The following is a 22,806-nucleotide window of genomic DNA, read 5'->3' as shown; positions in this document are numbered from 1 at the left end:
TTATTCGGGGGACTTTGATATGAGCTCTATCGAAATGAGATGGGCTTTTCTCAAAATGAGAAGGTTGCTTGGAGAGCATTTTCTCTTTGTGCGAATTTATTTTCTTGATTTTTAGAGGGTTATGATTATGGCTGATTTCACGGCATGACATTTGTTTGCTCAAGGGAAAAAACAAAAAAAGATTATGGATAATATTTTTGAATACGATGTACCTCGTAGCAAAGGCCGGAAACAGGGACTGATAAATACCCGGCTTATTATTTATATTTTGGGAGTGCTGGTATTGGTCGAAGCTGGACTGTTTGCTTTGTGTGCCGGGGTTTCACTTTTGTATGAAGAACCTGATTATATTTATTTTGTACAAACCATGGGTATCAATATTGCTCTTGGAGGAAGTATGGTGCTGGTGGGCAAACGAACCGACAACCTGATTAGTCGCCGTGACGGGTACTGCATTGTCAGTGTGTCGTGGCTGTTGTTTACGGCATTGGGGATGTTGCCTTTTTACTTTAGCGGATACATTCCTTCTGTGGCAGATGCTTTTTTTGAGACCATGTCTGGTTTCACTACTACAGGAGCGACCATCTTGGATGACATCGAGTCATTACCCTATGGGTTGCTGTTCTGGCGCAGCCTGACGCAGTGGATTGGAGGACTGGGTATTGTGTTGTTTACCATCGCGTTGCTTCCACTTTTCAGTGGTAGCAGCCAGCAGCTTTTCCTTTCGGAGGCTACCGGAGTGACGCATGACAAGATTCATCCCAAAGCGAAGATTATGGCCCGTTATCTGTGGCTGATTTATATAGGTCTGACGCTGGTGGAAACGATTCTGCTGATGTGTGGAGGAATGAACTTGTTTGATGCAATATGTCACTCTTTTGCCACCACGGCTACCGGCGGATTCTCTACCAAACAGGATAGTGTGTCTTACTGGCATTCTCCGTTTATTGAATATGTGATTTCTATTTTTATGATTCTTTCCGGCGTAAATTTCTCGTTGTATTATATGGCGCTAAAGGGAAAGTATCAAAATTTGTTGAGGGATAGAGAGCTGCACTGGTTCCTCAAATCAGTGGGTATACTGACGGGAATCATTACCATAGCTTTGTTCGTGACAGATTATTATGACCTGGAAACGGCATTCCGCAAAGCCTTGTTTCAGGTAGCTACTACGCATACCTCTTGCGGGTTTGCAACGGATGACTACAACCTATGGCCTCAATTCACCTGGATGCTGCTCCTGTTTGCCATGCTGTCGGGAGGTTGTACGGGTTCCACAAGCGGAGGAGTCAAGAACCTGCGTTTGCTCATCATTGCCCAGAACATCCGTAACCAGTTCAAGCAGATGCTTCATCCGCGTGCCGTATTGCCGGTGCGTGTCAATAAAGAAGCAATATCCTCGCAGGTATCGGCTACGGTATATACTTTCTTTGCTACGTATCTGGTTTGTATTTTTGTGGGCTGGACGCTGCTGATGTGCTTTGGAGTGGGACTGACGGAAGCAATGAGTACGGTTGTGTCGGCTATTGGTAACGTAGGTCCGGGGTTGGGTGCTTTTGGTCCCGTGTTCTCATGGGCTGCCTTACCCGATGCGGCCAAATGGATATTGTCAGTACTGATGTTTATCGGTCGTCTGGAGATTTTTGGTATTCTGCTGTTGTTCTATCGTGGATTCTGGGAAGATAATTGATAGACAGGTTATGAGGCTGGGAATTATATTGTATAAAAGTTTGACGAAAAATGGAAGAAAGAGAGCATAACGTACCACATTTTCTGGATTTAATCCGTCGTTCTCGCCGTGGTAAATTCAAGGTATACATTGGCATGATAGCCGGTGTGGGAAAAACCTACCGGATGTTGCAGGAAGCACACGAGATGATGGACAATGGCATTGACGTACAGATAGGATATGTGGAAACTCACGGGCGTGCCGGCACAGAGGCGCAGTTGGAAGGATTGCCGGTAATTCCTCGCAAGAAGATTTTCTACAAAGGAAAGGAACTGGAGGAAATGGATCTGGAGACGATTCTTCAGCTTCATCCGGAACTGGTTGTGGTAGATGAACTGGCCCATACGAATGTGGAAGGATGCCGCAATAAAAAACGCTGGCAAGATGTGATGGAACTGCTGGATGCGGGCATCAATGTGGTGTCGGCCATTAACATTCAGCATATTGAGAGCCTGAACGATGAAGTAAAGGAAATTGCCGGCATCGAAGTCAAGGAACGGGTGCCCGACAGTGTACTGCAGGAAGCCGATGAGGTGGTCAACATTGACCTCACGGCCGAGGAGCTGATTGCGCGGCTCAAATCGGGAAAGATATATCGTCCGGAGAAAATTCAGACGGCCCTGCACCACTTTTTCAAGACCGAGAATATTCTGCAACTTCGTGAACTGGCCTTGAAGGAAGTGGCTTTCCGCGTGGAGAAAAAAGTGGAAAGCGAAGTGCTTCCGGTAGTGTCACAGCCGGCCCGGCGGGAGCGTATTCTGGCATGTATCAGCAGCAATGAACATACTCCGCGTCACATTATCCGCAAGGCTTACCGTCTGGCTTCCCGCTACAGCACGTCTTTTACGGTACTTTATGTGCAGACTCCCCGTGAGAGTACAGAGCGTATCAGTCTGGCTTCACAACGCTACCTGCTGAATCACTTCAAACTGGTGACGGAACTGGGGGGAGACGTGCTGCAAGTATTTTCGGAGAGTATAACTGAAGCCATCATAGAAACCTGCAGAGAAAAACAGATTACGACCATCTGTATGGGGCATCCTGCCTTTAAAATGCCTCAGACCATCTTTCAGATAGGGAAATACAAAAAGTTTTTGCAGGCTTTGGCCGAGATGAAAATAGATTTGATTATAATTGCATAAAATTCAATGAAAATGAATGGTATGAATATTAAAGCAAAAATCGCGCTTACGATAGGCGTGCTGGTATCTATGATTGTGCTGCTGGTAGCACTCTCTGTGGCTAATCTGCAGATTCTTACGGCTACGGAACCGGATAGCCCGGCTGCCGGTCCGGGATTGAAGCGGGCCTTGATATGGATTACGGTAATCGGAGGCATTTGCATCTTGATAGGTATCGGTATGCTCATCAAGTTGCCTGCATCCATTAACTCGCCAATCAAACAGCTGGCCGATGGCATTCTGGAAATAGCCAACCATAATTACGATGTGACTCTGAATTTGAAAGGAGGCGAAGAACTGGTGGAAGTTTCGAAAAACTTTAACCGGATGGCCAGACGACTGAACGAGTATCATAACAGTACCTTGTCCGACCTGATGGCTTCCAAACGCTACATGGAAACTATCATCAACTCCATTAATGAACCGATTATCGGACTGGACAATGAAATGAATATCCTTTTTATCAATCATGAGGCACTGAATGTGCTGAACCTGAAGCGGGAAAACGTCATCCGGAAGTCGGCTCAGGAAATAGCCATGAGCAACGACTTGCTGCGCCGTCTGGTAAGAGGGTTGATAGAAGAGGGTGGAAAGGTGAAGAAGGAGCCGCTGAAAATCTATGCCGACAATAAGGAAAGTTATTTTCAGGTGAAGTACATGGACATCACGATGCCGGGAAAAGATGGGGTGACAATGGAGAAGAGGGGCAATGTGGTGCTGTTGAAAAACATCACAGAGTTTCAAGAACTGGATACGGCAAAAACCACGTTTATCTCTACTATCTCGCATGAACTGAAAACACCGATTTCCGCCATCATGATGAGTCTGCAATTGCTGGAAGACAAACGTGTGGGACATCTGAATCCGGAGCAGGAGGAGCTTTCGAACAGTATCAGGGAAAACAGCGAACGTTTGCTGAGCATTACGGGTGAATTACTGAACATGACACAGGTGGAAAGCGGTAAACTGCAACTGAAACCGAAGATAACCAAGCCAATTGAACTGATAGAATATGCTATCAAGGCTAATCGGGTGCAGGCAGAGAAGTTTGGTATTCAGATTGAGGTGGAATATCCGGAAGACAAGATTGGAAAACTCTTTGTAGACAGTGAAAAGATTGCATGGGTGCTGACCAACTTGCTGAGCAATGCCATTCGTTATTCTTCAGAAAACAGCCGGGTTATCATTGGCGCACGACAGGTGAATGGAAACAAGGAAATTGAGATGTATGTACGCGATTTCGGAAAGGGTATTGACCCGCGCTATCACAACAGCATTTTTGAACATTATTTCCGTGTGCCGGGTACTAAGGTGCAGGGCAGCGGACTTGGACTTTCCATCTCACGCGATTTTGTAGAAGCACATGGCGGTACGTTGACCGTGGAAAGCGAGATAGGTAAGGGTAGTTGCTTTACGCTTCGGCTGAAAGCCTGAAAAAACTTTTGTGTTAGGCAGATTTGAAAAACACGTGTACGAAGCTTCAGAGCAAGAATCCGCATAACAGCAGAAGGACAAGTATGACTAACCCTAGAATCAGTTTGATTTTAAAGGCTCGGCTTTGATCCGCTTGTTCTTTCTCTTGTGTCTGTTTCTTTATCTTCTCCAGCTTTTCCACGGAAAGTGTAGGAGGTATCTCCGTGTGCCGGCATTCGGTCATTCGCCGGCGCGTTTCCTTCATACGTTCCCGGTCGCGTTGACGGAGTTCCCTGTTTTCTTTGTCCCTCCGCATCATGTCGTGGATGCATCCTAATGTTCCCATTACGGTTATTATTTAGTGACAAGATAAGCAATAAACATCAATACCAAGATGATGGACAAACCGATATATCTGTATTTCTTGCAGAAAATCGTTGCGATACATAGAATGGCTATTAGTAGCTGATAGCAGATTTCTCCTGTCGTGCAGTTGCTCATAAATACATTCATGATTGCTACCCCAGCCATCATGAAGAGCAGTAGATTAAGAAGAACCTTAAAAATGTTGTTTATTATTCTGTGTACTTCCATTGCTCGGTTTTCTGAATAGTTATTGAATCGAAGTCGCAATATGACTCTATACAAAGATAGTAATTATGACTGTAAAGGACGAGTGATTATCCATCTAATTTTCAGATTCCTATTCTTTGTCTGTTTGAATGTTCGCTGAAAATTACTACATTCGCAGTAGAATCTAAATCCAGTGGTTATGAGCAAGCTATATCCGGTAGGAGTACAGAACTTTGAAGGTCTGATACATGATGGTTATGTGTATGTGGACAAAACTGCACAGATATATGAATTGTTTAATACAAATAAATACTATTTTCTGAGCCGTCCGCGACGCTTCGGAAAAAGCCTGCTGTTGTCAACCCTTGAAGCCTACGCACAGGGAAAGAAAGAGCTTTTCAAGGGACTGGCACTGGAGAAACTGGAGAAGGACTGGACGGTATATCCGGTACTACACCTGGATTTGAATACGCAGAAATACGATACGCCGGAATCACTGACCAACGTGTTGGAGGAAAACGTACAGAATTGGGAAGTACTTTATGGAGCATCTTCCAGTGAAATCGGTGTGGCCCGGCGTTTTCAGGGGATCATCCGCCGTGCCTGCGAGCAGACAGGCCGCCGCGTGGTGATTCTCATCGACGAATATGACAAGCCCATGCTACAGGCCATCGGCAATGAAGCCTTGCAGAACGAATACCGCGGTACCCTGAAAGCCTTCTACGGAGCTTTGAAATCCATGGACGGGTGCATCCGCTTTGCTCTGCTCACGGGAGTGACCAAGTTCGGCAAGGTCAGCGTGTTCAGCGATTTGAACAACCTGCGTGACATTTCCATGATTGACCAGTATGCCGAAATCTGTGGTATCAGTGAGAAAGAAATTTATACCTATTTTGAAGAGGATATTCACGAATTAGCCGCAGCTACAGGCATGAGCTATGAAGAAGCTTGTGCAGAACTGAAAACAAACTACGACGGGTATCATTTCACGGAAAATGCCATCGGTATGTACAATCCGTTCAGCCTGCTGAATACCTTTGCCAACCGACGGTTCGGCAGCTACTGGTTTGAGACTGGAACACCGACCTACCTCGTCGAACTACTCAAGCTCCATCACTATCCGATAGAAGAACTGGAACATATCGTCACCAGCCAGCCGGTGCTGGACAGCATTGATACGGCCTCAACCGACCCGATTCCGGTTATCTACCAGAGTGGCTACCTCACCATCAAGGGTTACAACAAGATGTTCGAGAACTACACGTTAGGCTTCCCCAACCGCGAAGTGGAACAAGGGTTCTTCAAGTTCCTGCTGCCCAACTACGCATCGGTGAGCGTAAGCAAGTCACCCTACCAGATTCAGTGCTTTGTGGAGGAAGTAATGGCGGGCAAAGTAGATGATTTCTTCGAACGGTTGAAGACCATGTTTGCCGACATTCCATACGAACTGGCACGCGACCGCGAAGTGCACTATCAGAACATCCTCTACATCATCTTCAAGCTGATGGGCTTCTACGTGCAGGTGGAATACCGAACCAACCGTGGTCGGATTGACCTGGTGCTCCAGACGCAGGACTATGTGTACATCATGGAATTCAAGTTGAACGGCAGCGCGGACGAAGCTTTGGCTCAGATTCGGGAGAAAGGCTATGCCGCACCCTTTGCCAAGGACAGCCGTACGGTCTACAAGATTGGTGTCAACTTCAGCGATGAGCTTCGTAACATTCAGGAAGTGAAGGTAGAGATGGGACAATAAGAAGAAACTACAAAACAAATACGTATGAAAAATTATGTGATGGCGGGTGCCGTCGTGTTGTCAGCCTTCTTGTTTTTTGGTTGCGGAGGGCAGAATAAACAGAAAACAGAGAAAGAAATGAATGCAGATACGATAAAGACCGTATGTACTCGGGTAACATTACAGAAAGATAGTTTGTTGGCCACGTTGACGCTGGACAGTATGAAGGTGACATGGATTCGTGACAATGCCAGCTCACGGTTGATGCCGCGTACTCTCTTTCCGGATGCGACAGATGCGCTGATGAACAGCCTTTCTCTTCAAGAGGGTATACCAGCTTCCGTCAGCACGTTTTTGATTGAATGTGATGGCAAGCGGATGCTTTTTGATACCGGTGTCGGTGCTCCTGATAGCCGGATGATGAAGGGCTTGAAATCGTTGAATGTAAAGCCTGAAGATATTGACTGCTTGTTTATTACCCATTTTCATGGCGACCATATCGGCGGAATGATGAAGGACGGTAAGGTTGTCTTCCCGAAGGCTGAGGTATATGCTTCAAAGGCGGAATATGATGCCTGGATGAAAATGCCGGCTGATAAAAGGGCACAGGTAGAGACCACGATGAATGCCTATAAAGACCGTCTGCATCTCTTTGCTTTTGGAGATACGCTTCCCGGAAATGTGCTCCCTATGGAGGCCATAGGACATACACCGGGACATACCGTTTATAAGGCGGGCAAACTGCTGGTAATTGGTGACTTGTTTCACGGGTTTGCCTTGCAGAAAGATCATCCGGAAATCTGTGCGCAGTATGACATGGATAAGACCGGAGCCATAAAAAGCCGCAAATACTACCTGCAATATGCCCGTGAAAACGGAGTGGTAATGGCAGGTATGCATTTGCCTGTTCCGGCTTTTGCGGAATAGGAAGACGCCGAATAGCTTGCTAACTTTACATATTGGAAAACGCCTTGAGGACATAATCGTTTCTTCAAGGCGTTTTCTATGTTTCCCGTAAGAGAACCGTATGTTCTTCGGTGCGGAACTATACGTTTCTGCTTTTGAAAACATACGGTTCGGGGTTGGGAAACGTAAAAATAAAACCAATATTTCTCGGAAAACGGAGCTTCGTTTTTCTAATCCTTTCCACAACTTTGAAATGCCGTTTCTTTTCCGTATCTTTAAAAACTAGATTTACCTAACAATCAGATACGTATGAAGAAAATGATGCTGCTTATTCTGCTGTGTGGTGTGATGCTGACGCTTAAAGCCACAGGGCAATCGGGCGATGTGATTCGTCTGGAAGGAGAAGAATGGGTTTTGATGGCAAAGCCGATAGGATACGATTCCCTGCTGTGCAGGCGGATGGGAGATTTTCTTCCGGAAAATGTTACTCGGTCTACGGGCAATTATAGCGGCTATACCGCTTTCTGGGAGGTGCGTGATGGGTATCTTTGCCTGCAACGGGTAGAAGCGGATGTCTACGATGAGGTCAGCAAGAAAGAATATACACGAATGTATGAGGTGAAAGACTTGCGGCCGATTTTTGCGGCCTATTGTCTGGCGGGGACAATTCAAGCCCGCTGGTTCAGTGGGGAACTTCGGGCCGGGAAAGGAGATGTGGTGAGATACGTGCATGATGGGTTCGACCGCAACATGGAAACAGAACGGGTGCTGACCGTTCGGAGCGGTAAAGTGCTGGAAACGCAGACTTACCACAATTACCGGAGAGCCGGATTGAATCTGACGAAGGCACAAGGGGAAATCGTGCATCGGTTTCCTTGGAAGCGGTTTCCTGAATACCGTGGAGAACGAATTCGTTTTTCGCTAAGTGATTTCCAGTTGACAGCCGACGGTCACTTTATAGACTGTGACGTACGTTTCATTTATCTGCGTTCTTCGCAGGAAATGATAAACGACGGGAATCATCCGCTGGCTCTTGCCCTCAAAGAAACGCTGAAATCCATTTATCCGTGGGAGGTGCTCTTCATCAACGGAAAGTACACGAGCGAATATCGGAATCTTACTATAACTTTGAGGGGAGATATAACGCATAATAAGGGTGATTCTGCAAAATACACGATTGTGGGTCGGGTGTATGGTGAATCCGTCCGTCAACGTCCTCCTTATGATGTGGTACATGCTGTGCTTGTTGGCTCCAATTTGAGCATGGTTGAACAACCGTTTCAAGGATGGCTGACAGATTCCACCGGCTGCTTCCGGATGACGGGACTGGAGGCCGGAACTTATCATCTGAAAGCTGAATATGTGGGACTCGCTCCTTGTGATACGGTAGTAACCCTCCCTTCGCAGCATAATGACACGCTGCGTATGGTGCTTCCTTTATGGTATGATTATATTTTGAAATATGACTGTTCGCCGGAGTTGTCGAAAGAAAATATCCTCAAGGGACATCCCAAGCTGCGCCTGGTAATACCGGAAGAACAGGAACAAAAAATCCGCACACACTTTTTCTGGATAAAGTACGGCGTGAGTTATGACGTTTTTTATCCATTGAAAAAAGATGGAACACTGGACTGTTATCTGGGTGTTCCCAATCATATGCTGACAGCTTATAATCAGGTGGTTTTTGATTATCTGGATAAGAAGTTTGGCACTTCATGGCGCAAGGAGGCTCCGAAAGGAATATTTGGTCTGGATAAATCTTTAGATGAATTTCGTGATTATAAATGGTTTATCAAGACTTTACATAAGGAAAGCAAATATCCGGTAAAGTTGCTGGCCAAAGGAAAAGAGTGTCTGCTACGCATTGAATATGCAGTGGACAGTAACGGATATGTCGTGCAACCGAAAATCATTTCTTGCAGCAACCGTTCGTTTCGGAAAGCAGCATTGGACACTTTTAGAAAGGTGATGAATGTCCCTACTTTATTGAAGGCAGGTAAAGATACACTTGTAGTTCAATATAAACTGAATTCTTCTGCTACTGTTAATCCGGATACTGATGTGCTGGTTATCGGCTATACACCGTGTGATAAACCGATACTGATGAAATAGATAAAAGGAATAATTGTTTTCATTAAAATGGAATGAATATGAGAAAAGAGATTGCATGTGTTATATTGATTTTGCTGGCGGCCTGTGTAAATAAGCCTGGACAGCCTGTACAGGAGGCTACCTCTACAGCTGTTATCGGAGGTGCGGACAGCATGACATCCATTGTGGTTGCTGATACCTGTGCTTCATTTCAAGATACAGTAACATACGAATTACGTCAGTGTCAACTTTGGTATACAAAAGATTTACCTGAAGCATATAACGGAGAAACCCGTCTGTGGACAGAATATGAAGTATATACAGAAAATGTGCCCGTGATTAATATATTTGTAAGCAATCCGACGGACATTCTGTTGGAGTTCGGACGGGATATGCGTTTCTATTTGTGGAAAAATGATAAATGGTGTCCGCCGGAGCAAAAGGATACCTCCTATACGATTGTATGGAATAGTGATGCGTTTATGATAGAGAAGGCTCCTTTGCTGTATTGCTTCCGTTATAAACTGAATGAATATTGCATTCCAAAAGGGAAATACCGTGTTCAGAAATCATTTAGTAGAGGTGATGAACGCATTCTTTTGACAGACAGTTTTGAGGTTAAATAAAAATGTGTGGAGTATGAAAAGCTGGTATATTTATTTCGTGGTGATGATGGCAATATGCAGTTTGGGATGCAATCGCACGGCATCAAAAAAACAGGTTATGCAGATTGGGCCTGCCGATGCACAATGCCTGAACTGTGATACGCTGGGGACTACTGTGAGGATGAATATGATACAGAACCATTATCCGCTTGATACGAAGAATGTGTATGCTATCCTATTGAATCCTAAGCGTAAGTCGCTGATTTTTGGTGGTGACTGGACATTGCAGAAATGGGAAAACGGTTCGTGGATGGGTGCAAAGATGAATGGAATGTATGGCTTTGGAGATGTAGGTATGCAGTTAAACTTTGCTCCTGATTATTATTGTTTTAGTTATCCTGTCAGTTGCTATAGAATTACATCCGGAAAATATCGGATTATTCAATCATTCCATGACGGGAGGGAAGAAATTACAGTAAGTGCCGAGTTCTGGATAGATAAATAACGGACAATTGTTTCACGGAAAAATCGATAATACAATGAAAGGAAGATGAGCAAACAGTTTATCAGGTAGTGGAGGAGATGCCGGAGTTTCTCGGTGGTATGTCTGCTTTAATGGAGTTTATCCGGAAAAACCTGCGGCATGACAAGGCTGAAAAGAGGGAGCGTGTCATCATTCAAATAGTAGTAGATAAGAAGGGAAATGCCACTAACCCTGTGGTGTTGCGGAGTACAAATCCGGCGTTGGATGAAGAAGCCTTGCGTATCGTCAGTCTGATGCCGAAATGGAAACCGGGCAGACAAGCCGGGAAGAACCGGAATGTAAAGTTTGCTTTTCCTGTTGCGTTTAAACCTTCTGTGCAGAATACAAATTAATTATCCCAATAGCGTATGAAAACAAATGCATTTTTTCAATTGTTTGTGGCGGTGGTCTGTGTGATGTGTGTTGGTTGTACAGGCAAGCGTAAGGCGCAACCGGTAGATGTTCTGGCAAAGGAGACTCCTCCAGCAGTACAGAGTCCGGAAGTAACGGATGATACGCTTGCAGCAGAGGAGCCGGATACGGAAACTTCTACAGACACTCCGCCTCAACCGGTGGCGATGGTGCTGGAACCGGTGGTACGGGATATTCCTGTCGGCCGTCCTCTTTCTGCGGATTCGCTTTATATGCATACAGAATATGATTATTATCCTGTAGCGACTTCCAAAGTCAAGGTCTTCATTACCAGTCGTGCGAACCGGGAATATGACAGTGGAGAAGGGTACAGTCTGGTATATTACAATGAAGCACTAAAGCAATGGGAACCTCAGCCTACCAATCCGATAATCAACGATGTATTGTGGGTGTTTACGCCCGATTATCCTACAGACCGGCAGACTATTCAATTTTATACGGACAAGAACCGTCCCGGCAGGTATCGCATTTACAAATCATTCAACCGTAATACATGTACGGCATACGCGGAGTTTGAACTCGTATCCAAGGCTCAGCATCGGAAACTGCTTGACAAAATTAGCCAGTATGGGAAGGAACATCCCAAGGACCGTGTCATAGAAAACTTGAATACTTCGTTTTTTCGGGACAATGACACGTTGTATATGTCGTGGATGGTGAACTCGGAGGCATTGCAGAAAGAGTTCCGGCAGAAGGTGCTGAATTATGCGGCAATCGTAGTGAACGACGGAAAAGAGGATGTAGCTACTTATTTTACTCAACCGATGTGTACGGATACTTTCGGCATCAAGATGTACACGGAGAAGGCGGTGTATCCGCTGAATACGGAATCTGTGGCGGTGAGAATCGTAAACCGGAGCGGGCGGAGCATCTCAATGGGGTCGCCGTACCGAGTGCTTCGGAAGGAGGGAGAAAAATGGCTGTCTTTACCGAGAGCAACAGTTTGGACACTTGAAGAACGTATTCTTCCATCCAATAAGATTTATCCCTTTTCTGCCAGTTTGTATACGTCACTCCGTATGCTTACGCCGGGCATCTATCGTGTGGTGAAGAAAATGGATATTGGGGATAATTATCACGACTGGTATTTTGCGGCGGAATTCCGGATTGGCCACAAGGTGGAAGAACGGGATGCTTCGGACAAGGAGCCTTCTTCAAAGCCTTTGCAGGAAGTGGCAGAGGAAAAGGATCTGGATATTGCGTATGACGAGGTAGAGGAGATGCCGGAGTTTCCCGGGGGCATGTCGGCCTTGATGGATTTTATTCGGAAGAATCTGAACTATGACAAATCGCTTGTGCCTGAAACGGTTGTAATTCCTCGAGTCATCGTGCAGTTTGTGATAGATGAGGAAGGAAACATTATTCATCCGGTGGTGCTGCGGGGAGTGAATCCGGCATTGGACGAAGAGGCTCTTCGGGTAGTAAAGCTGATGCCGAAATGGAAACCGGGACGGCAAAGCGGAAAACCGGAGAAAGTGAGGTATGCCATTCCGGTTACTTTCGAGCGTGCCGCCAAAGTTTCTTGATTTTATCGGGGTGGTTTAGACAAATAAGTCTGTCAGAAATAATTATTTCTTTCTCAAAAAGTCGTTTTTAGGTAAGTTTTTGTATCTTTACGCTTGTAATCAAAACAAATGCCTATGAAAATGAAACCGTTGTTATGGAGCTTGGTGGTCACAGCCGTAGTGTGCAGTCTCTGTCTGTTCGTCACACAATGGATGGGCCTTGCCGATGATTGGCGCATCTTTGTGAGCGTATTCTTGGGGGTACTGTTGGGAAACGGTTGTAACCGGTGGTTGCAGCGTGCAGCTCATTGAAAAATTCTCAGGCAAGCGGAATACTTACCTGAGAATTTCTTTTTTCATCGGATAATCCCCGTGTCACTGTCCTTCAGCTGGATGGAGCGGTTGACAGCGCGGAACTTGCGTCCTTTAGTCAGTCGCCACGTTACGGTCAGGTTGACGAGGTTACAGGCGTCGCGACTGTAGAGGGCAGTGGTTTTCTGGAGGTTCCGGTTCAGGACTTCCGATTCGAACATTTTGTATTTGTGTTGAAAGGGCTGTTGCCAGATAAGGGCAAACTGCCAGTCTTTGTAGCTGTAGGCGGCCTTCAGGGCGATGTCGCCTCCGCTGTAGCCTTTGGTTTCCCCTTCCAGGAAGCGGGAGCCGTTGTCGGCGTAGGCATGGAGGGAGAGGTTGCCCAGGTAGGCGTTGACGGCCCCTGTGAAGAAGTAAGACGTGTAGCAGTGCGTGTAGTCCTGGCCGAAGTTGAAGCAGCGGAACAGTCCCCCGTAGGCCGTGACGGAGAGCTTTTCCGGCATCAGCCAGTAGCTTGCGTAGGCCATGGCGTGCAGGGCATCAATCTCTTTCTGGTTGCGCTGGGTGTAGATGAACCGGTCGTCGGACGTGCGTTCGTACACCGCCATGTTGGGGTGAGGACATTTCTTGTAGAAGCCTTGCAGATTGATTTGCAGACGGGAGTCGTTGTACGACAGCCGGAGGGTGTGATACGTCTCCCGGTTGGGCTTGAGGTCGGGACTGCCTACGGTCCATTCCATGCGGTTGGTGCGGATGGCGGCATCGCTGATCATGGCTACCCGTGAGGTGCGTTCGTTCAGCTGGAAATTGTAACTCAGTTGCAGAGAGTGGGTGAAGTTGTAACTCAGGGCTGCTTTCGGACAGAAACTCCAGTAATCGTACGAATGGGCTTGCTGGCGGTAGTGCAGGTAGCTGCCTCCGATGCCTGCCGAGTAGCGGAGCTTGCCCCACGCTCCCTTGATTTCCGAAAACAGGTACACGCGGTTGTGGTGCATGGGGGTGACGGAAGAAACATCGCCCGTATATTCATTGTTTGTGTATTTCTGGCTGTAGTTGAGGCCGGCAGAAAGGGTGAAGGGCTTCAACCGGTTTTCGTATATGGCCTCGCTCAGCAGGGAGTAAGTGCGTCCGTCCACGTCGTAACGATAGGGTGAACCTTCGTCGTAGCTGTCGGAGGAGCGGGTGCCGATGTATGTGCCCACGGCATTGAGGGTAAGCGACTGCCGGGGGGAGAACTGCTGGAAGTAGTAGAGGTCGAGCACCGGACTGCTGCTCTGGCTTTGTTGCTGTTCGAGGGCGGTGTACGTCTGTGTCCCGTCCACAATCTGTTTCTGACTGAAATCACCCGGCACGTGACTGAAGTCGCCGCTCAGTGAAGCCTGAAACACATAGCGGCTGGAGTCGGCCAGGTTGTAGGTCAGTTTCATCTGGTTGCTCAGACTCCGGTTGCGCGAGGCGAGGTCGTTGCGCTGGATGGTATAAATGGAGCCGTCGTTCAGGTGGTAGTGCGCGGTTTCTTCCGTCCGTATTCCTTTAAAATCCCGGTAGCCGAAGCTGTAGTTCAGCGACAGCTCACTCTTTTCCGTGTTCCATTTGCCGTATACTGTGTAATCGCCGTCGCGGGTAGTCAGTGCCTGGGTGAGCGAGGTTCCTAAAGTATATCCGTTGTCTGCCCGTCGGGTAGTGATGTCAATGACGTAGGCAATGCCGTCGCCATAACGCACACCAGGGTTGTCGATGAAGTCAATCTTGCGGATGCTCTTCGGGTCGAGCGACAGCATCTCTGCCTTGTCCGCAATGATGCCGTTGATGCGAATCTGTACACTTCCCCGCTGGTCGATGGCCGAGATGCTGTGGCCCACCTCATCCACACGGATATTTGGTAAGGTGAGTTGCTGGAGCAGACTGTAGCCCGAGCGGGAAGAAGCTTTCTGCTGTTCGGAGGGATAGAGTAGCAGGCCGTCGGTTTTGTGGATAATCCGGTCGGCCTTGACTTCCACTTCGCCTAGTCCACGGTGGGTTCCACTTCTTGTGCCAGAGTGGGGAGGGCCAACAATAAAAGAAGAAAGATGCTGGCCAGAAATCGGGAGACGGTCAGCAGAAGCCGGCTTTCGGCCTCCTGCTGGAAAAGTAATCTGAGTGTATTCATTTGTTCCTGTGTGTAAATTTCAGGAACAAAAGTAAGAGGGCGTTACGAAGGCGTCAAAAACCGACGCTGACATTTGCCTGACAATTCGCTGTCAGCTTTTCAATTCGTTGATTTCCAAGGAATAGTTTCGTCCTCTGTCGGCCACGATTTTCAGCCGTGTATGCTCCTCTACGATAGGTTTCAACCGGCGGATAAGGGTGTAGAGCGTATCGTTGGCATCGTCTTTCTTGGGCCAGAGTGTCGCACAGATTTCCTCTTTCGATATGGAGTGGGAAGGTGACTGCCAGAACAGCCGCATCAGTTGCTGTTGCATGGGGGTGAAGCGGATAGGCGTGTGGTCGGCGCCGTAGAAACGGTCGTCTGCATCCGAATACGTCAGTCCCCCGAAATCTTCGGCAGATTGTGTACCATCTTCAGCCGGTTGTCCGCATCCTCCGACGGGTTGCAGCACCAGATTCTCTTTCTCTCTTTTCCGTAAGTACAGCATCGAGCCGATGGCCCAGAGGATAGCCGCTGCCATCAGTCCGGCAGGCAAGCGCTGGTCGGACATGCCGAATACAGCCGCTGCCGACAGACGGGTATAGCCTTTCAGGGCCAGTGTCTCGCCTGCGTGTTCGTTTCTTATCATCAGTGTATCGCTGTAGATGGCCTGTTCATCCGTCGAACCGCCCTGATACTCCTTGTCCACCACATCGAACGTGAGGAAAGAGGTTTCCTTCAGTCGCCGGTTCTTCAGGTGTCGGCAGAACCGTTCATCGGACACGACAATCAGTACCTGTCCGCCCGAAGTACGCCTGAACTGCTTGTATGCCCGTATCGTGTCTTGTGTCACAATGGGCTCCTTCTTTTCCAGTAAAGTCAGTGCCAGTGCCTGATTCAGGTCGGCTGTTATTTCGTTTCGTGTCACGTGGTAGTTATGGCGTCCGGCCAGCAGGGAAGTCAGCATCAGTGCCAGAAACACGGTGACGGATAGTAGTCTGCGATTCATAAATGTCGGGTTTGGTTTCTGCAAATGTAATGAATTCTGTGCTTCCTCTTTCTTATGGCGGATGAAAAATATTGTATTATTTATACTCCGCTTTGCTCCGGTATTCATTTGGAGTCATTCCGGTGGCTTTCTTGAATACACGAGTGAAGTGCTGCGGATACTGGAAACCGAGTTGATAGGCTATCTTCGCTTGCGCAGTGTTTCACGCTGGGCAATCCCTTTTGTGCGGCATTGTCTCCCGTGAAATATTGGTCCAGGAATGTTTCGAAACGGGTTAGAATGTCGTGGTGGGCATCCTGACGGGTGATGAACTGCCTTTCGTAGAAGCGTAGGCAATAGTTGAGCAGCAACTCGATGTGGTTGGCAATCAGCCGTTTGCTCATCCTGTCCACACTATGTTGCAATTCCTCCTGAATGTTCTGCAGGCAGTCGATGAAGGTGTGTCGTTCCCGTTCCGAGAGATGCAAGGCTTCGTTTACTTCATACGAGAAGAACGTGTATTCCTTGATAGTGCGTCCGAGGTTGGTGCCGCGAATCAGGTCGGGATGAAAGCACAGCGCATAGCCTTGCGGCTGGAACGTATCGCTGGCGGCCGTAAATCAGGTCGCAGTTCTTTTCGTCTTTCAGAATGCCCGTGAGACCTTCCTCGGTCGTAAATGCGGGACGGGTGTATTCTTTCAGTATCTGCCGGGTGCAGGTACCGTTGTTGACCGTGATTTCAAACAGTTCTGCCTCCGTGGAATTGGTAGACAGAAAGACGAGCACCCGTTCCTTGTTCAGCCCTCTGCGGGAGATGGCGTCTTCCATATCGTCGATATTCTGGTAGAAATAGTTCGTCAGGTTGGTAGACCACGGCAGGTACATGAAGAGTGTCCGCTCGTTGTCGGCAGACGGAATTTCTTCTTTCTGGCAACTCGTCAGGCAGGAGAGTCCGATGACAAGCAATATGGGAAGCAGGCGGATTAGCTTCATGAAACTTGCACTATTTTTTATAGGTGATTTTGAAAGGCAGAACCTGGAACACCTCACAGTCGGGCGTAATCAGTTCCAGCTTGTAGGTGAGAGAAGCCCCGTCTGTACCTTCCGTCAGCTGGTCGAGCACTTCTTGCGGAAGAAGGTCCTTGAAGCTGATTTTGCCGCTGTTCATGCGCAGATAGCGTGCCTGTCCGTTTGTGTCCACGGCAAGCAGGGCTACGGGAGCATACTGGCTCAGGATACTTCCGGTGTATTCCTTGCGCGGGGTGACTTCCATGCTGCCGAGGGCGTAGGAGATTTCGTGGCCATCGGGTGTCAAGAGTTTCTTTTCTTGATTGACGGTGATTTCTGTGTACGTGAAGTCGTAGATGTCCGTGCCTTCGGGTTCCAGTTCCTCGTCGGTAGAGAAGATGACCACCTCACAATGACGCAGACGGTCGTAGCCGGTGAGATATACTCCGTTGCTCAGCAGTTTGACCTTGACGTGATTCTCTTGTGAAGTGATTTCGCAACTGCCTTCTCTGGCTGGTTTGAAAGTGAAAGGACCGTTGCTGCTCAGCACGTCGAATTCCGTTTCTTTTCCGGAGATGATGAGCGGATTTTCCTGTACCGATACGGTCAGTTCGTGGACGTCCGACAAATCTGTGTGATATGTTTTCTGCACCTCTTCCAGTTCCTGATTCGTCATCCGCTGGTAGATGGAATAACCGTAGATTTCGGTTCCGCCTGCCCGTACCCCCAGCTGGTCAAGTATTTCCATTGTGTTGCCGTTCACAGAAAGTATCTGGAACACTGTGTTCTGGTTGCTGAGCAGTCGGTTCTCGTCCGAGAAGGTATAAGTGACTGTCCGGAATCCCCATGCAGGATAGGCGTCAATGTACATGTATTTCTTCAGGGAAGAGTTGCTTTCCATGTAATATTGAGTAGGGCCTGCACCTGTCAGGTCTTGGTAATAATCCTGCGTCTGGCAAGTGCCGTCGGGATTGATTTCGTAGGTGTGGACGTGCTTCCAGCCGTATCCCACCACGGCTTCTTCGAAGCGGGCGGAAGAAATGGGGGTGAGAGACGCTGGCTCACATTCTCCGTTTTCATTGAATGTGAAAGTTGGAAAGTTTACGTCGTCGTGGTCGCAGCTGGTGAAGCAGAAGATGCAGAGGAATACCAGCAGAATGTCGGTGAGTTGTTTAGTATGCATGATGGTACTTTTGATAAAGGTTTGATTCTCAAAGTTAGCATAAAAAATAGAGAATCGGAAATTGAGGCATGAAAAATCCCCTGCCAAGCGTGTTTTTTATCTAGCTTTGGCAGGGGAAGGATAATTATGCAAAAATCGGGACTCGTTTATCTCCAGTTACTTGGAATGGATTCATAGTCGGTCAGGTTCGTACAGTTGTTAAACGCGCTGGTGTGACTGGTGATTTCAAGGAATTCATTCGGGTAATCCTTGCGCTCATACAAATGTACCTTTTCCCCGTTTATCAGGGTGTAGGGCGATTCGCCGGTGAGCGAACTGCAATTCTTGAACAAGAGTCGGACTGCTTGCAGGGTGCGCATGGAGTCGAACAGTCCGGCAGGAATGCGTTGCAGACTCTTGCATCCGGCAAAGGCTTCCCACATGGAAATCACCTGTGTGTTGTTTGCAAACAGCTTTTCAGGAATCTCGCGGAGGGAGGTACATCCCTTGAATATGCCATCTAATCTGGTAACCTTGGTCATGCTGGCAAACAAGTCTTCCGGAATTTCGGTCAATGAGGTGCAATTCGAGAAAAGACCGTAGGCATCCATGACGGAGTTGATTTCTGACACACTCTGTATGCCCGGACAGTTGGCAAACAGTCCTTCGGGCAGACTGGTGAGTGAGCTGCATCCTGAGAAGCCACATTGTATGTATCCTAAACGGGTATTGTTACGGAACAGTCCGGCCGGAATCTCTTTCAGGTTTTCACATCCGCTGAACACATCGTTCATGACATAGATGTCTTTGTTGCTTGCAAAGAGGTCTTCGGGCAGATAGAGCAGTCCTGTGCAGCCGGAGAAGGTAGCGTTAAAGTTGCGGGCACTGGAATTCTGGGCGAAGAGATTGAGCGGAAGTGAAGTCAGTCCCGTACAGCCCAGGAAGGCTCTGTCGAACGTTTGGGCACCGGTTGCCATGGCAAACAGGTCTTCGGGGAGGTTGGTCAGTCCCGTACAGTCTTCAAAGCAGGAGGTGAAGTCCGTGATGGCAGACAGTGCTCCCTTGGTGTCGGCAGCCAGCTGGGTCAGTGCAGTAACATCCTCCAGTCTCAGTGTTTTCAGTTCGGGCGTACCCCATTGTGTGATGCCGATGAGTGAACTCTTGAGGATTTCTCCTTTGGTCGTGCTGTTGGTTGTCAGAGATTCTACCGTACCCTTGAAGGCTACTTCTACCGTCGATTCAGCACCTTGGGCATAAACGTGTGACAGGTCGGCCGAATATACGTATGACTTGTCGAGCACCTCGGTTACCCCGTCGCCCCAGTCGATGACACCTTTCACCCGTCCTTCAAACGGAAGGTACACCGTGCGGTTGTTCAGGTTGTTCAATACGTATTTCAGAATCAGCGCATCTTCCTTGCCGCGCATGGCAGTAGTGACGGTGTACAGTGAAACTCCGCACAAGGGCCCCGGTTCCGTACCGCCTTGCAGGTAGATGTAGTATTTGGTTGCTTCTGTCAGTCCGGAGAAGGTACACGTAGGCTGGCTTTGAAGGTCGAAGAGGTATTCAAAAGGAAGTCCTGAGCCTCCGTTCTTCAAATCCTGAATGACTTCGAACAAGGGGATGCTGTCGGTTGAGATGTAGGTGGAATAGAAACGGGCGTCGTTCTGTCCTTCTAGTGTCAGTGTGATTTCATTGACACCTGCATCTGCCTTGGTCACGCTGATATGAGGGGCAGCCGCCTGTTCGATGGGGATGGTGGCCAGCAGACTGTCTTTGTCGGTGGCATAAATCAGCAGGTTGTCGGTCTGTTTCTCGCTGGAGTAGTTGGTGTAATACTGCAGGTACTCTTCGCCGTAGAATGAATACTCCGGATTTTCCAGGATGAACGAATAGTCCTCCTGTTCAGTCAGTTCACCTTCGCTGAATTTCTTGAATTTCTCCAGCACATAGCGCATGCTCATGATGTTGGTCTGGCATTTCACCTGTATGCCTTCTCCGTCTCTTACGGCAGGCAATTCGATGCGGGTCGTTTCCAGATTGAAATAGGGAGCCGCTCCGTCGGTAGTACCCACTCCGTTCAGATTGCCTGAGCTGCTTCCGTCTCCGTTTTCGTCGTCTTCATCTTCATCACCACCTCCTAAAATATCCTCTAATTTTTCGCACGAGGTAAGGGTGGAGGCTAAAAATACGGGTGTCATGCCCCACACAAAAAGGGCACAGCCTGAAACCAGCAGCGATTTCAGGGCTGTCGTTGCTTTACTTTTGTTCATACTAAAGATAAGAATAATAGGATAATTTACGTTTGTACAAAAGTAAAGCTATCTGAGGAGCTGTACATCACCGGAAACCGTGATTTTCAGCGAACCGTGTGGGGCTATACCAGTGAAATGACGTAGCTTTCCAGGGTTCGCAGGTCGATGTGCCAGAGTTTTCCGCTCAGCACGGTCGGACTGCCCAGGATGACTTTCATGGTCTCGCTGGCTTCCACGCAGCCCACTACGCCCGGAGTGACACCCAGCACGGCCTTGGAGGGGTGGGGCATGGCGAGCATTTCCTCTTCGTCGGGGAAGAGGGTGCGGTAGTCGGGACCGCCCTGGTAGTTGAATACGGAGACCTGCCCGTCGAACTCGCGGATGGCACCGTACACGTACACCTTGTCCAGCCGCACGCAGGTGTCGCTAATGAGGTAGCGCGTGCGGAAATTGTCGCATCCGTCCACCACGATGTCGTAGTTGGCAATGAGGCATTCGGCATTCTGCGTGGTGAGCCGTTCGTTCCAGGCTTCCACACGGATGTCGGAGTTGAGGGCCTGCAGACGCAACTTGGCCTGTTCGGCCTTGGAGAGTCCGATTTCTGGTTCGCTGTAGAGCACCTGCCGCTGGAGGTTGGTCTCGCTCACGGTATCGTCGTCAATCAGTCCGATGGTGCCCACTCCGGCACCGGCCAGGTAGAGGGCAATGGGCGACCCCAGTCCGCCCACTCCCACGATGAGTACGCGGGCCTGCTTCAGCAGGAGTTGTCCTGTCTCGCCGATTTCGTTGAGCAGAATCTGTCGGTTGTAGCGTGCAGCTTCTTTTTCAGTCAGTTTCATAAGGAATAAGAGATAAGGGGATGGATGAAAAGACAGAAAGGCATCCGGAAGTCGGGATAATGGCCTCAGGATGCCTTCTGAAGGGATTTATATGTGCCTTGAAAAAACGCACTTGCGTTTTGGAAAAACGTCCTTGTGTTTCCATCCAAACGCACTGGTGTTTGAAGTAAAACGTACTTGCGTTTCAGGGAAAACGTAAGGGCGTTTTTTAGAGAGTGTTCCGGAGGACTTTTCAGCGGGTCGCAGCGGCGGTGGCGTGCGACTGTGCCACGTGGTCGAACGAAGCATCCCAGTCCTTCCATACCGGTTCGCGTCCCAATGCTTTGAGGGCCTTCTCGATTTCTACGGCTGTACGTTCGTCGCTCACATGGAACTGCTCCAGTGCCTGCGGGTAGGTGTAATATCCGCCCGGTTCGGTCTTGCTCTCGGCACTCATGGTAGTCACACCCAGTGAAGCCATGTGGTCGCGGATATTGGCCGGTTCGCGGGTAGAGTAGGAGATGTCCACATCGTGGTCGAAGATACGCATGGCGAAAGTCACCTGTGCCAGTTCCTTGTCGCTCATGATGACATTAGGCTGGAAACCTTCATTTTCGGCCGGACGCATGCGCGGGAAGTTCACGCTGTATTTCGTCTTCCAGTAATGCTTCTGCAAGTAGCGCAGGTGGTAAGCCATCATGGTTACATCCGTACGCCAGTCCTCCAGTCCGATGAGCACACCCATGCCGATGGAGTGTACGCCGGCCTGGCCCATGCGGTCGAACCCGTTGACACGCCATTCGAACTTCGACTTCATGCCGCGCGGATGGTACACGTTGTAGCGGGCCTTGTTGTACGTTTCCTGGAAACAGATTACACCGTTCAGTCCGTGGTGTACCAGTTCGGCATATTCTTCCGTCTTGAGCGGCATCACCTCGATTTTCAGGTTCGAGAAGTACGGCTTGGCCAGGTCGAGCGCCTTGGCAATGTAGGGCACACCCGCCTTGGCCGGATTCTCACCTGTCACAATCAGCAGGTTTTCGAACGGGCCGAGCTTCTTGATGGCCTTGTATTCGTTTTCAATCTCTTCGGGTGTCAGGATGGTGCGCGTCATGGGGTTGCTGATGTGGAAGCCGCAGTACACGCATGAGTTGGTGCACGAGTTGGTGATATAGAGCGGGATGAACATCGACATGGTGCGTCCGAAACGTTCTTCGGTATATTTCTTGCTGAGGCGTGCCATGGGTTCAAGGAACTTTTCGGCAGCCGGCGAGATGAGAGCCATGAAGTCGTCTACGTCGCACCGTGATTTTCCGAGTGCCCGAATCACGTCGGCCTCGGTTTTGGAGTAGATGGCCTTGGTCGTCTCCTCCCAGCTTATTTTTTCTAATTCGTCACTAAACATTTCTATAGTTAATAGTTAAAAATTAAAAGTTAAAGAT

At 48.6% G+C, this 22,806-nt stretch carries 19 protein-coding genes and 1 pseudogene; 11 read left to right on the top strand and 9 right to left on the bottom strand.

The window, feature by feature from the left end:
• Nucleotides 1-184: 184 nt before the first annotated feature.
• Genes WKT20_RS08415 through WKT20_RS08405 form a run of 3 tightly spaced genes read left to right on the top strand, consistent with a single transcriptional unit; the run spans nucleotide 185 to nucleotide 4,344 of the window.
• Nucleotides 185-1,690, top strand: a complete 1,506-nt coding sequence (locus WKT20_RS08415; protein WP_117671995.1) for a TrkH family potassium uptake protein — start codon at nucleotides 185-187, stop codon at nucleotides 1,688-1,690.
• A 50-nt stretch (nucleotides 1,691-1,740) separates the two neighbouring features.
• On the top strand, nucleotides 1,741-2,871 hold the full coding sequence (locus WKT20_RS08410; protein WP_117671997.1) for a sensor protein KdpD: 1,131 nt from the start codon (nucleotides 1,741-1,743) through the stop codon (nucleotides 2,869-2,871).
• A 21-nt stretch (nucleotides 2,872-2,892) separates the two neighbouring features.
• Nucleotides 2,893-4,344 (top strand): HAMP domain-containing sensor histidine kinase, encoded by a 1,452-nt coding sequence (locus WKT20_RS08405; protein ID WP_340417206.1) that lies wholly within the window; start codon nucleotides 2,893-2,895, stop codon nucleotides 4,342-4,344.
• Nucleotides 4,345-4,390: 46 nt separating this feature from the next.
• Here the strand turns inward: WKT20_RS08405 and WKT20_RS08400 are convergent, their stop codons facing one another.
• Nucleotides 4,391-4,669, bottom strand: a complete 279-nt coding sequence (locus WKT20_RS08400; protein ID WP_117672001.1) for a hypothetical protein — start codon at nucleotides 4,667-4,669, stop codon at nucleotides 4,391-4,393.
• Nucleotides 4,670-4,677: 8 nt separating this feature from the next.
• Nucleotides 4,678-4,917 (bottom strand): hypothetical protein, encoded by a 240-nt coding sequence (locus WKT20_RS08395; RefSeq protein ID WP_117701962.1) that lies wholly within the window; start codon nucleotides 4,915-4,917, stop codon nucleotides 4,678-4,680.
• A gap of 178 nt (nucleotides 4,918-5,095) precedes the next feature.
• Here WKT20_RS08395 and WKT20_RS08390 point away from each other — a divergent pair, with 178 nt between their 5' ends.
• From WKT20_RS08390 to WKT20_RS08355, 8 genes are all read left to right on the top strand, one after another.
• Nucleotides 5,096-6,652 (top strand): ATP-binding protein, encoded by a 1,557-nt coding sequence (locus WKT20_RS08390; protein WP_117747722.1) that lies wholly within the window; start codon nucleotides 5,096-5,098, stop codon nucleotides 6,650-6,652.
• A gap of 24 nt (nucleotides 6,653-6,676) precedes the next feature.
• On the top strand, nucleotides 6,677-7,558 hold the full coding sequence (locus WKT20_RS08385) for an MBL fold metallo-hydrolase (protein ID WP_340417205.1): 882 nt from the start codon (nucleotides 6,677-6,679) through the stop codon (nucleotides 7,556-7,558).
• A gap of 288 nt (nucleotides 7,559-7,846) precedes the next feature.
• Nucleotides 7,847-9,649 carry an FEKKY domain-containing protein gene (locus WKT20_RS08380; protein WP_117672009.1) on the top strand — a complete coding sequence of 601 codons (1,803 nt, stop codon included), beginning with the start codon at nucleotides 7,847-7,849 and terminating at the stop codon, nucleotides 9,647-9,649.
• 38 nt (nucleotides 9,650-9,687) lie between these two features.
• Complete coding sequence (locus WKT20_RS08375; RefSeq protein WP_229035392.1) at nucleotides 9,688-10,254, top strand: immunoglobulin-like domain-containing protein; 567 nt, start codon at nucleotides 9,688-9,690, stop codon at nucleotides 10,252-10,254.
• Nucleotides 10,255-10,267: 13 nt separating this feature from the next.
• Nucleotides 10,268-10,738, top strand: coding sequence for an immunoglobulin-like domain-containing protein (locus WKT20_RS08370; protein ID WP_117747724.1), 471 nt, complete (start codon nucleotides 10,268-10,270; stop codon nucleotides 10,736-10,738).
• Nucleotides 10,739-10,815: 77 nt separating this feature from the next.
• A complete protein-coding gene (locus WKT20_RS08365; protein ID WP_229035393.1) occupies nucleotides 10,816-11,109 on the top strand; it encodes an energy transducer TonB in 294 nt (97 codons plus the stop codon).
• Nucleotides 11,110-11,124: 15 nt separating this feature from the next.
• Complete coding sequence (locus tag WKT20_RS08360; protein ID WP_117672015.1) at nucleotides 11,125-12,714, top strand: energy transducer TonB; 1,590 nt, start codon at nucleotides 11,125-11,127, stop codon at nucleotides 12,712-12,714.
• Nucleotides 12,715-12,828: 114 nt separating this feature from the next.
• A complete protein-coding gene (locus tag WKT20_RS08355) occupies nucleotides 12,829-13,005 on the top strand; it encodes a hypothetical protein (RefSeq protein ID WP_177298469.1) in 177 nt (58 codons plus the stop codon).
• 44 nt (nucleotides 13,006-13,049) lie between these two features.
• Here the strand turns inward: WKT20_RS08355 and WKT20_RS08350 are convergent, their stop codons facing one another.
• The 7 genes and pseudogenes from WKT20_RS08350 to thiH form a co-directional block, all read right to left on the bottom strand.
• Nucleotides 13,050-15,005, bottom strand: coding sequence for a TonB-dependent receptor (locus WKT20_RS08350; protein WP_340417204.1), 1,956 nt, complete (start codon nucleotides 15,003-15,005; stop codon nucleotides 13,050-13,052).
• Between the two features lie 240 nt (nucleotides 15,006-15,245).
• Nucleotides 15,246-16,142, bottom strand: coding sequence for a helix-turn-helix domain-containing protein (locus WKT20_RS08345; RefSeq protein WP_340417203.1), 897 nt, complete (start codon nucleotides 16,140-16,142; stop codon nucleotides 15,246-15,248).
• Nucleotides 16,143-16,218: 76 nt separating this feature from the next.
• A pseudogene (locus WKT20_RS08340) lies at nucleotides 16,219-16,769 on the bottom strand (AraC family transcriptional regulator); the annotation flags it as partial.
• A 355-nt stretch (nucleotides 16,770-17,124) separates the two neighbouring features.
• Nucleotides 17,125-18,312 (bottom strand): hypothetical protein, encoded by a 1,188-nt coding sequence (locus tag WKT20_RS08335; RefSeq protein ID WP_340417202.1) that lies wholly within the window; start codon nucleotides 18,310-18,312, stop codon nucleotides 17,125-17,127.
• Between the two features lie 146 nt (nucleotides 18,313-18,458).
• On the bottom strand, nucleotides 18,459-20,564 hold the full coding sequence (locus tag WKT20_RS08330; RefSeq protein ID WP_278453919.1) for a leucine-rich repeat protein: 2,106 nt from the start codon (nucleotides 20,562-20,564) through the stop codon (nucleotides 18,459-18,461).
• A 104-nt stretch (nucleotides 20,565-20,668) separates the two neighbouring features.
• A complete protein-coding gene (locus WKT20_RS08325; protein WP_177299022.1) occupies nucleotides 20,669-21,385 on the bottom strand; it encodes a HesA/MoeB/ThiF family protein in 717 nt (238 codons plus the stop codon).
• Between the two features lie 232 nt (nucleotides 21,386-21,617).
• Complete coding sequence (thiH, locus tag WKT20_RS08320; protein WP_177299021.1) at nucleotides 21,618-22,769, bottom strand: 2-iminoacetate synthase ThiH; 1,152 nt, start codon at nucleotides 22,767-22,769, stop codon at nucleotides 21,618-21,620.
• Nucleotides 22,770-22,806: the final 37 nt, after the last annotated feature.

Source organism: Phocaeicola sp. ICN-14070, from assembly GCF_037892625.1.
GTDB classification, from domain to species: Bacteria; Bacteroidota; Bacteroidia; order Bacteroidales; family Bacteroidaceae; genus Phocaeicola; species Phocaeicola plebeius.
The sequence above is the reverse complement of the archived record's forward strand: the minus strand, read 5'-3'. Positions and strand labels throughout refer to the sequence as shown.

Bases quoted from the DNA above. Each gene is read 5' to 3' on its own strand.
- WKT20_RS08415 (WP_117671995.1), top strand. From the start codon at position 185: ATGGATAATATTTTTGAATACGATGTACCTCGTAGCAAAGGCCGGAAA.
- WKT20_RS08330 (WP_278453919.1), bottom strand. From the start codon at position 20,564: ATGAACAAAAGTAAAGCAACGACAGCCCTGAAATCGCTGCTGGTTTCA.
- thiH (WP_177299021.1), bottom strand. From the start codon at position 22,769: ATGTTTAGTGACGAATTAGAAAAAATAAGCTGGGAGGAGACGACCAAG.
- WKT20_RS08395 (WP_117701962.1), bottom strand. From the start codon at position 4,917: ATGGAAGTACACAGAATAATAAACAACATTTTTAAGGTTCTTCTTAAT.
- WKT20_RS08385 (WP_340417205.1), top strand. From the start codon at position 6,677: ATGAAAAATTATGTGATGGCGGGTGCCGTCGTGTTGTCAGCCTTCTTG.
- WKT20_RS08405 (WP_340417206.1), top strand. From the start codon at position 2,893: ATGAATATTAAAGCAAAAATCGCGCTTACGATAGGCGTGCTGGTATCT.
- WKT20_RS08375 (WP_229035392.1), top strand. From the start codon at position 9,688: ATGAGAAAAGAGATTGCATGTGTTATATTGATTTTGCTGGCGGCCTGT.
- WKT20_RS08390 (WP_117747722.1), top strand. From the start codon at position 5,096: ATGAGCAAGCTATATCCGGTAGGAGTACAGAACTTTGAAGGTCTGATA.
- WKT20_RS08380 (WP_117672009.1), top strand. From the start codon at position 7,847: ATGAAGAAAATGATGCTGCTTATTCTGCTGTGTGGTGTGATGCTGACG.
- WKT20_RS08335 (WP_340417202.1), bottom strand. From the start codon at position 18,312: ATGCATACTAAACAACTCACCGACATTCTGCTGGTATTCCTCTGCATC.
- WKT20_RS08410 (WP_117671997.1), top strand. From the start codon at position 1,741: ATGGAAGAAAGAGAGCATAACGTACCACATTTTCTGGATTTAATCCGT.
- WKT20_RS08365 (WP_229035393.1), top strand. From the start codon at position 10,816: ATGCCGGAGTTTCTCGGTGGTATGTCTGCTTTAATGGAGTTTATCCGG.
- WKT20_RS08355 (WP_177298469.1), top strand. From the start codon at position 12,829: ATGAAAATGAAACCGTTGTTATGGAGCTTGGTGGTCACAGCCGTAGTG.
- WKT20_RS08360 (WP_117672015.1), top strand. From the start codon at position 11,125: ATGAAAACAAATGCATTTTTTCAATTGTTTGTGGCGGTGGTCTGTGTG.
- WKT20_RS08325 (WP_177299022.1), bottom strand. From the start codon at position 21,385: ATGAAACTGACTGAAAAAGAAGCTGCACGCTACAACCGACAGATTCTG.
- WKT20_RS08400 (WP_117672001.1), bottom strand. From the start codon at position 4,669: ATGGGAACATTAGGATGCATCCACGACATGATGCGGAGGGACAAAGAA.
- WKT20_RS08370 (WP_117747724.1), top strand. From the start codon at position 10,268: ATGAAAAGCTGGTATATTTATTTCGTGGTGATGATGGCAATATGCAGT.
- WKT20_RS08345 (WP_340417203.1), bottom strand. From the start codon at position 16,142: ATGAATCGCAGACTACTATCCGTCACCGTGTTTCTGGCACTGATGCTG.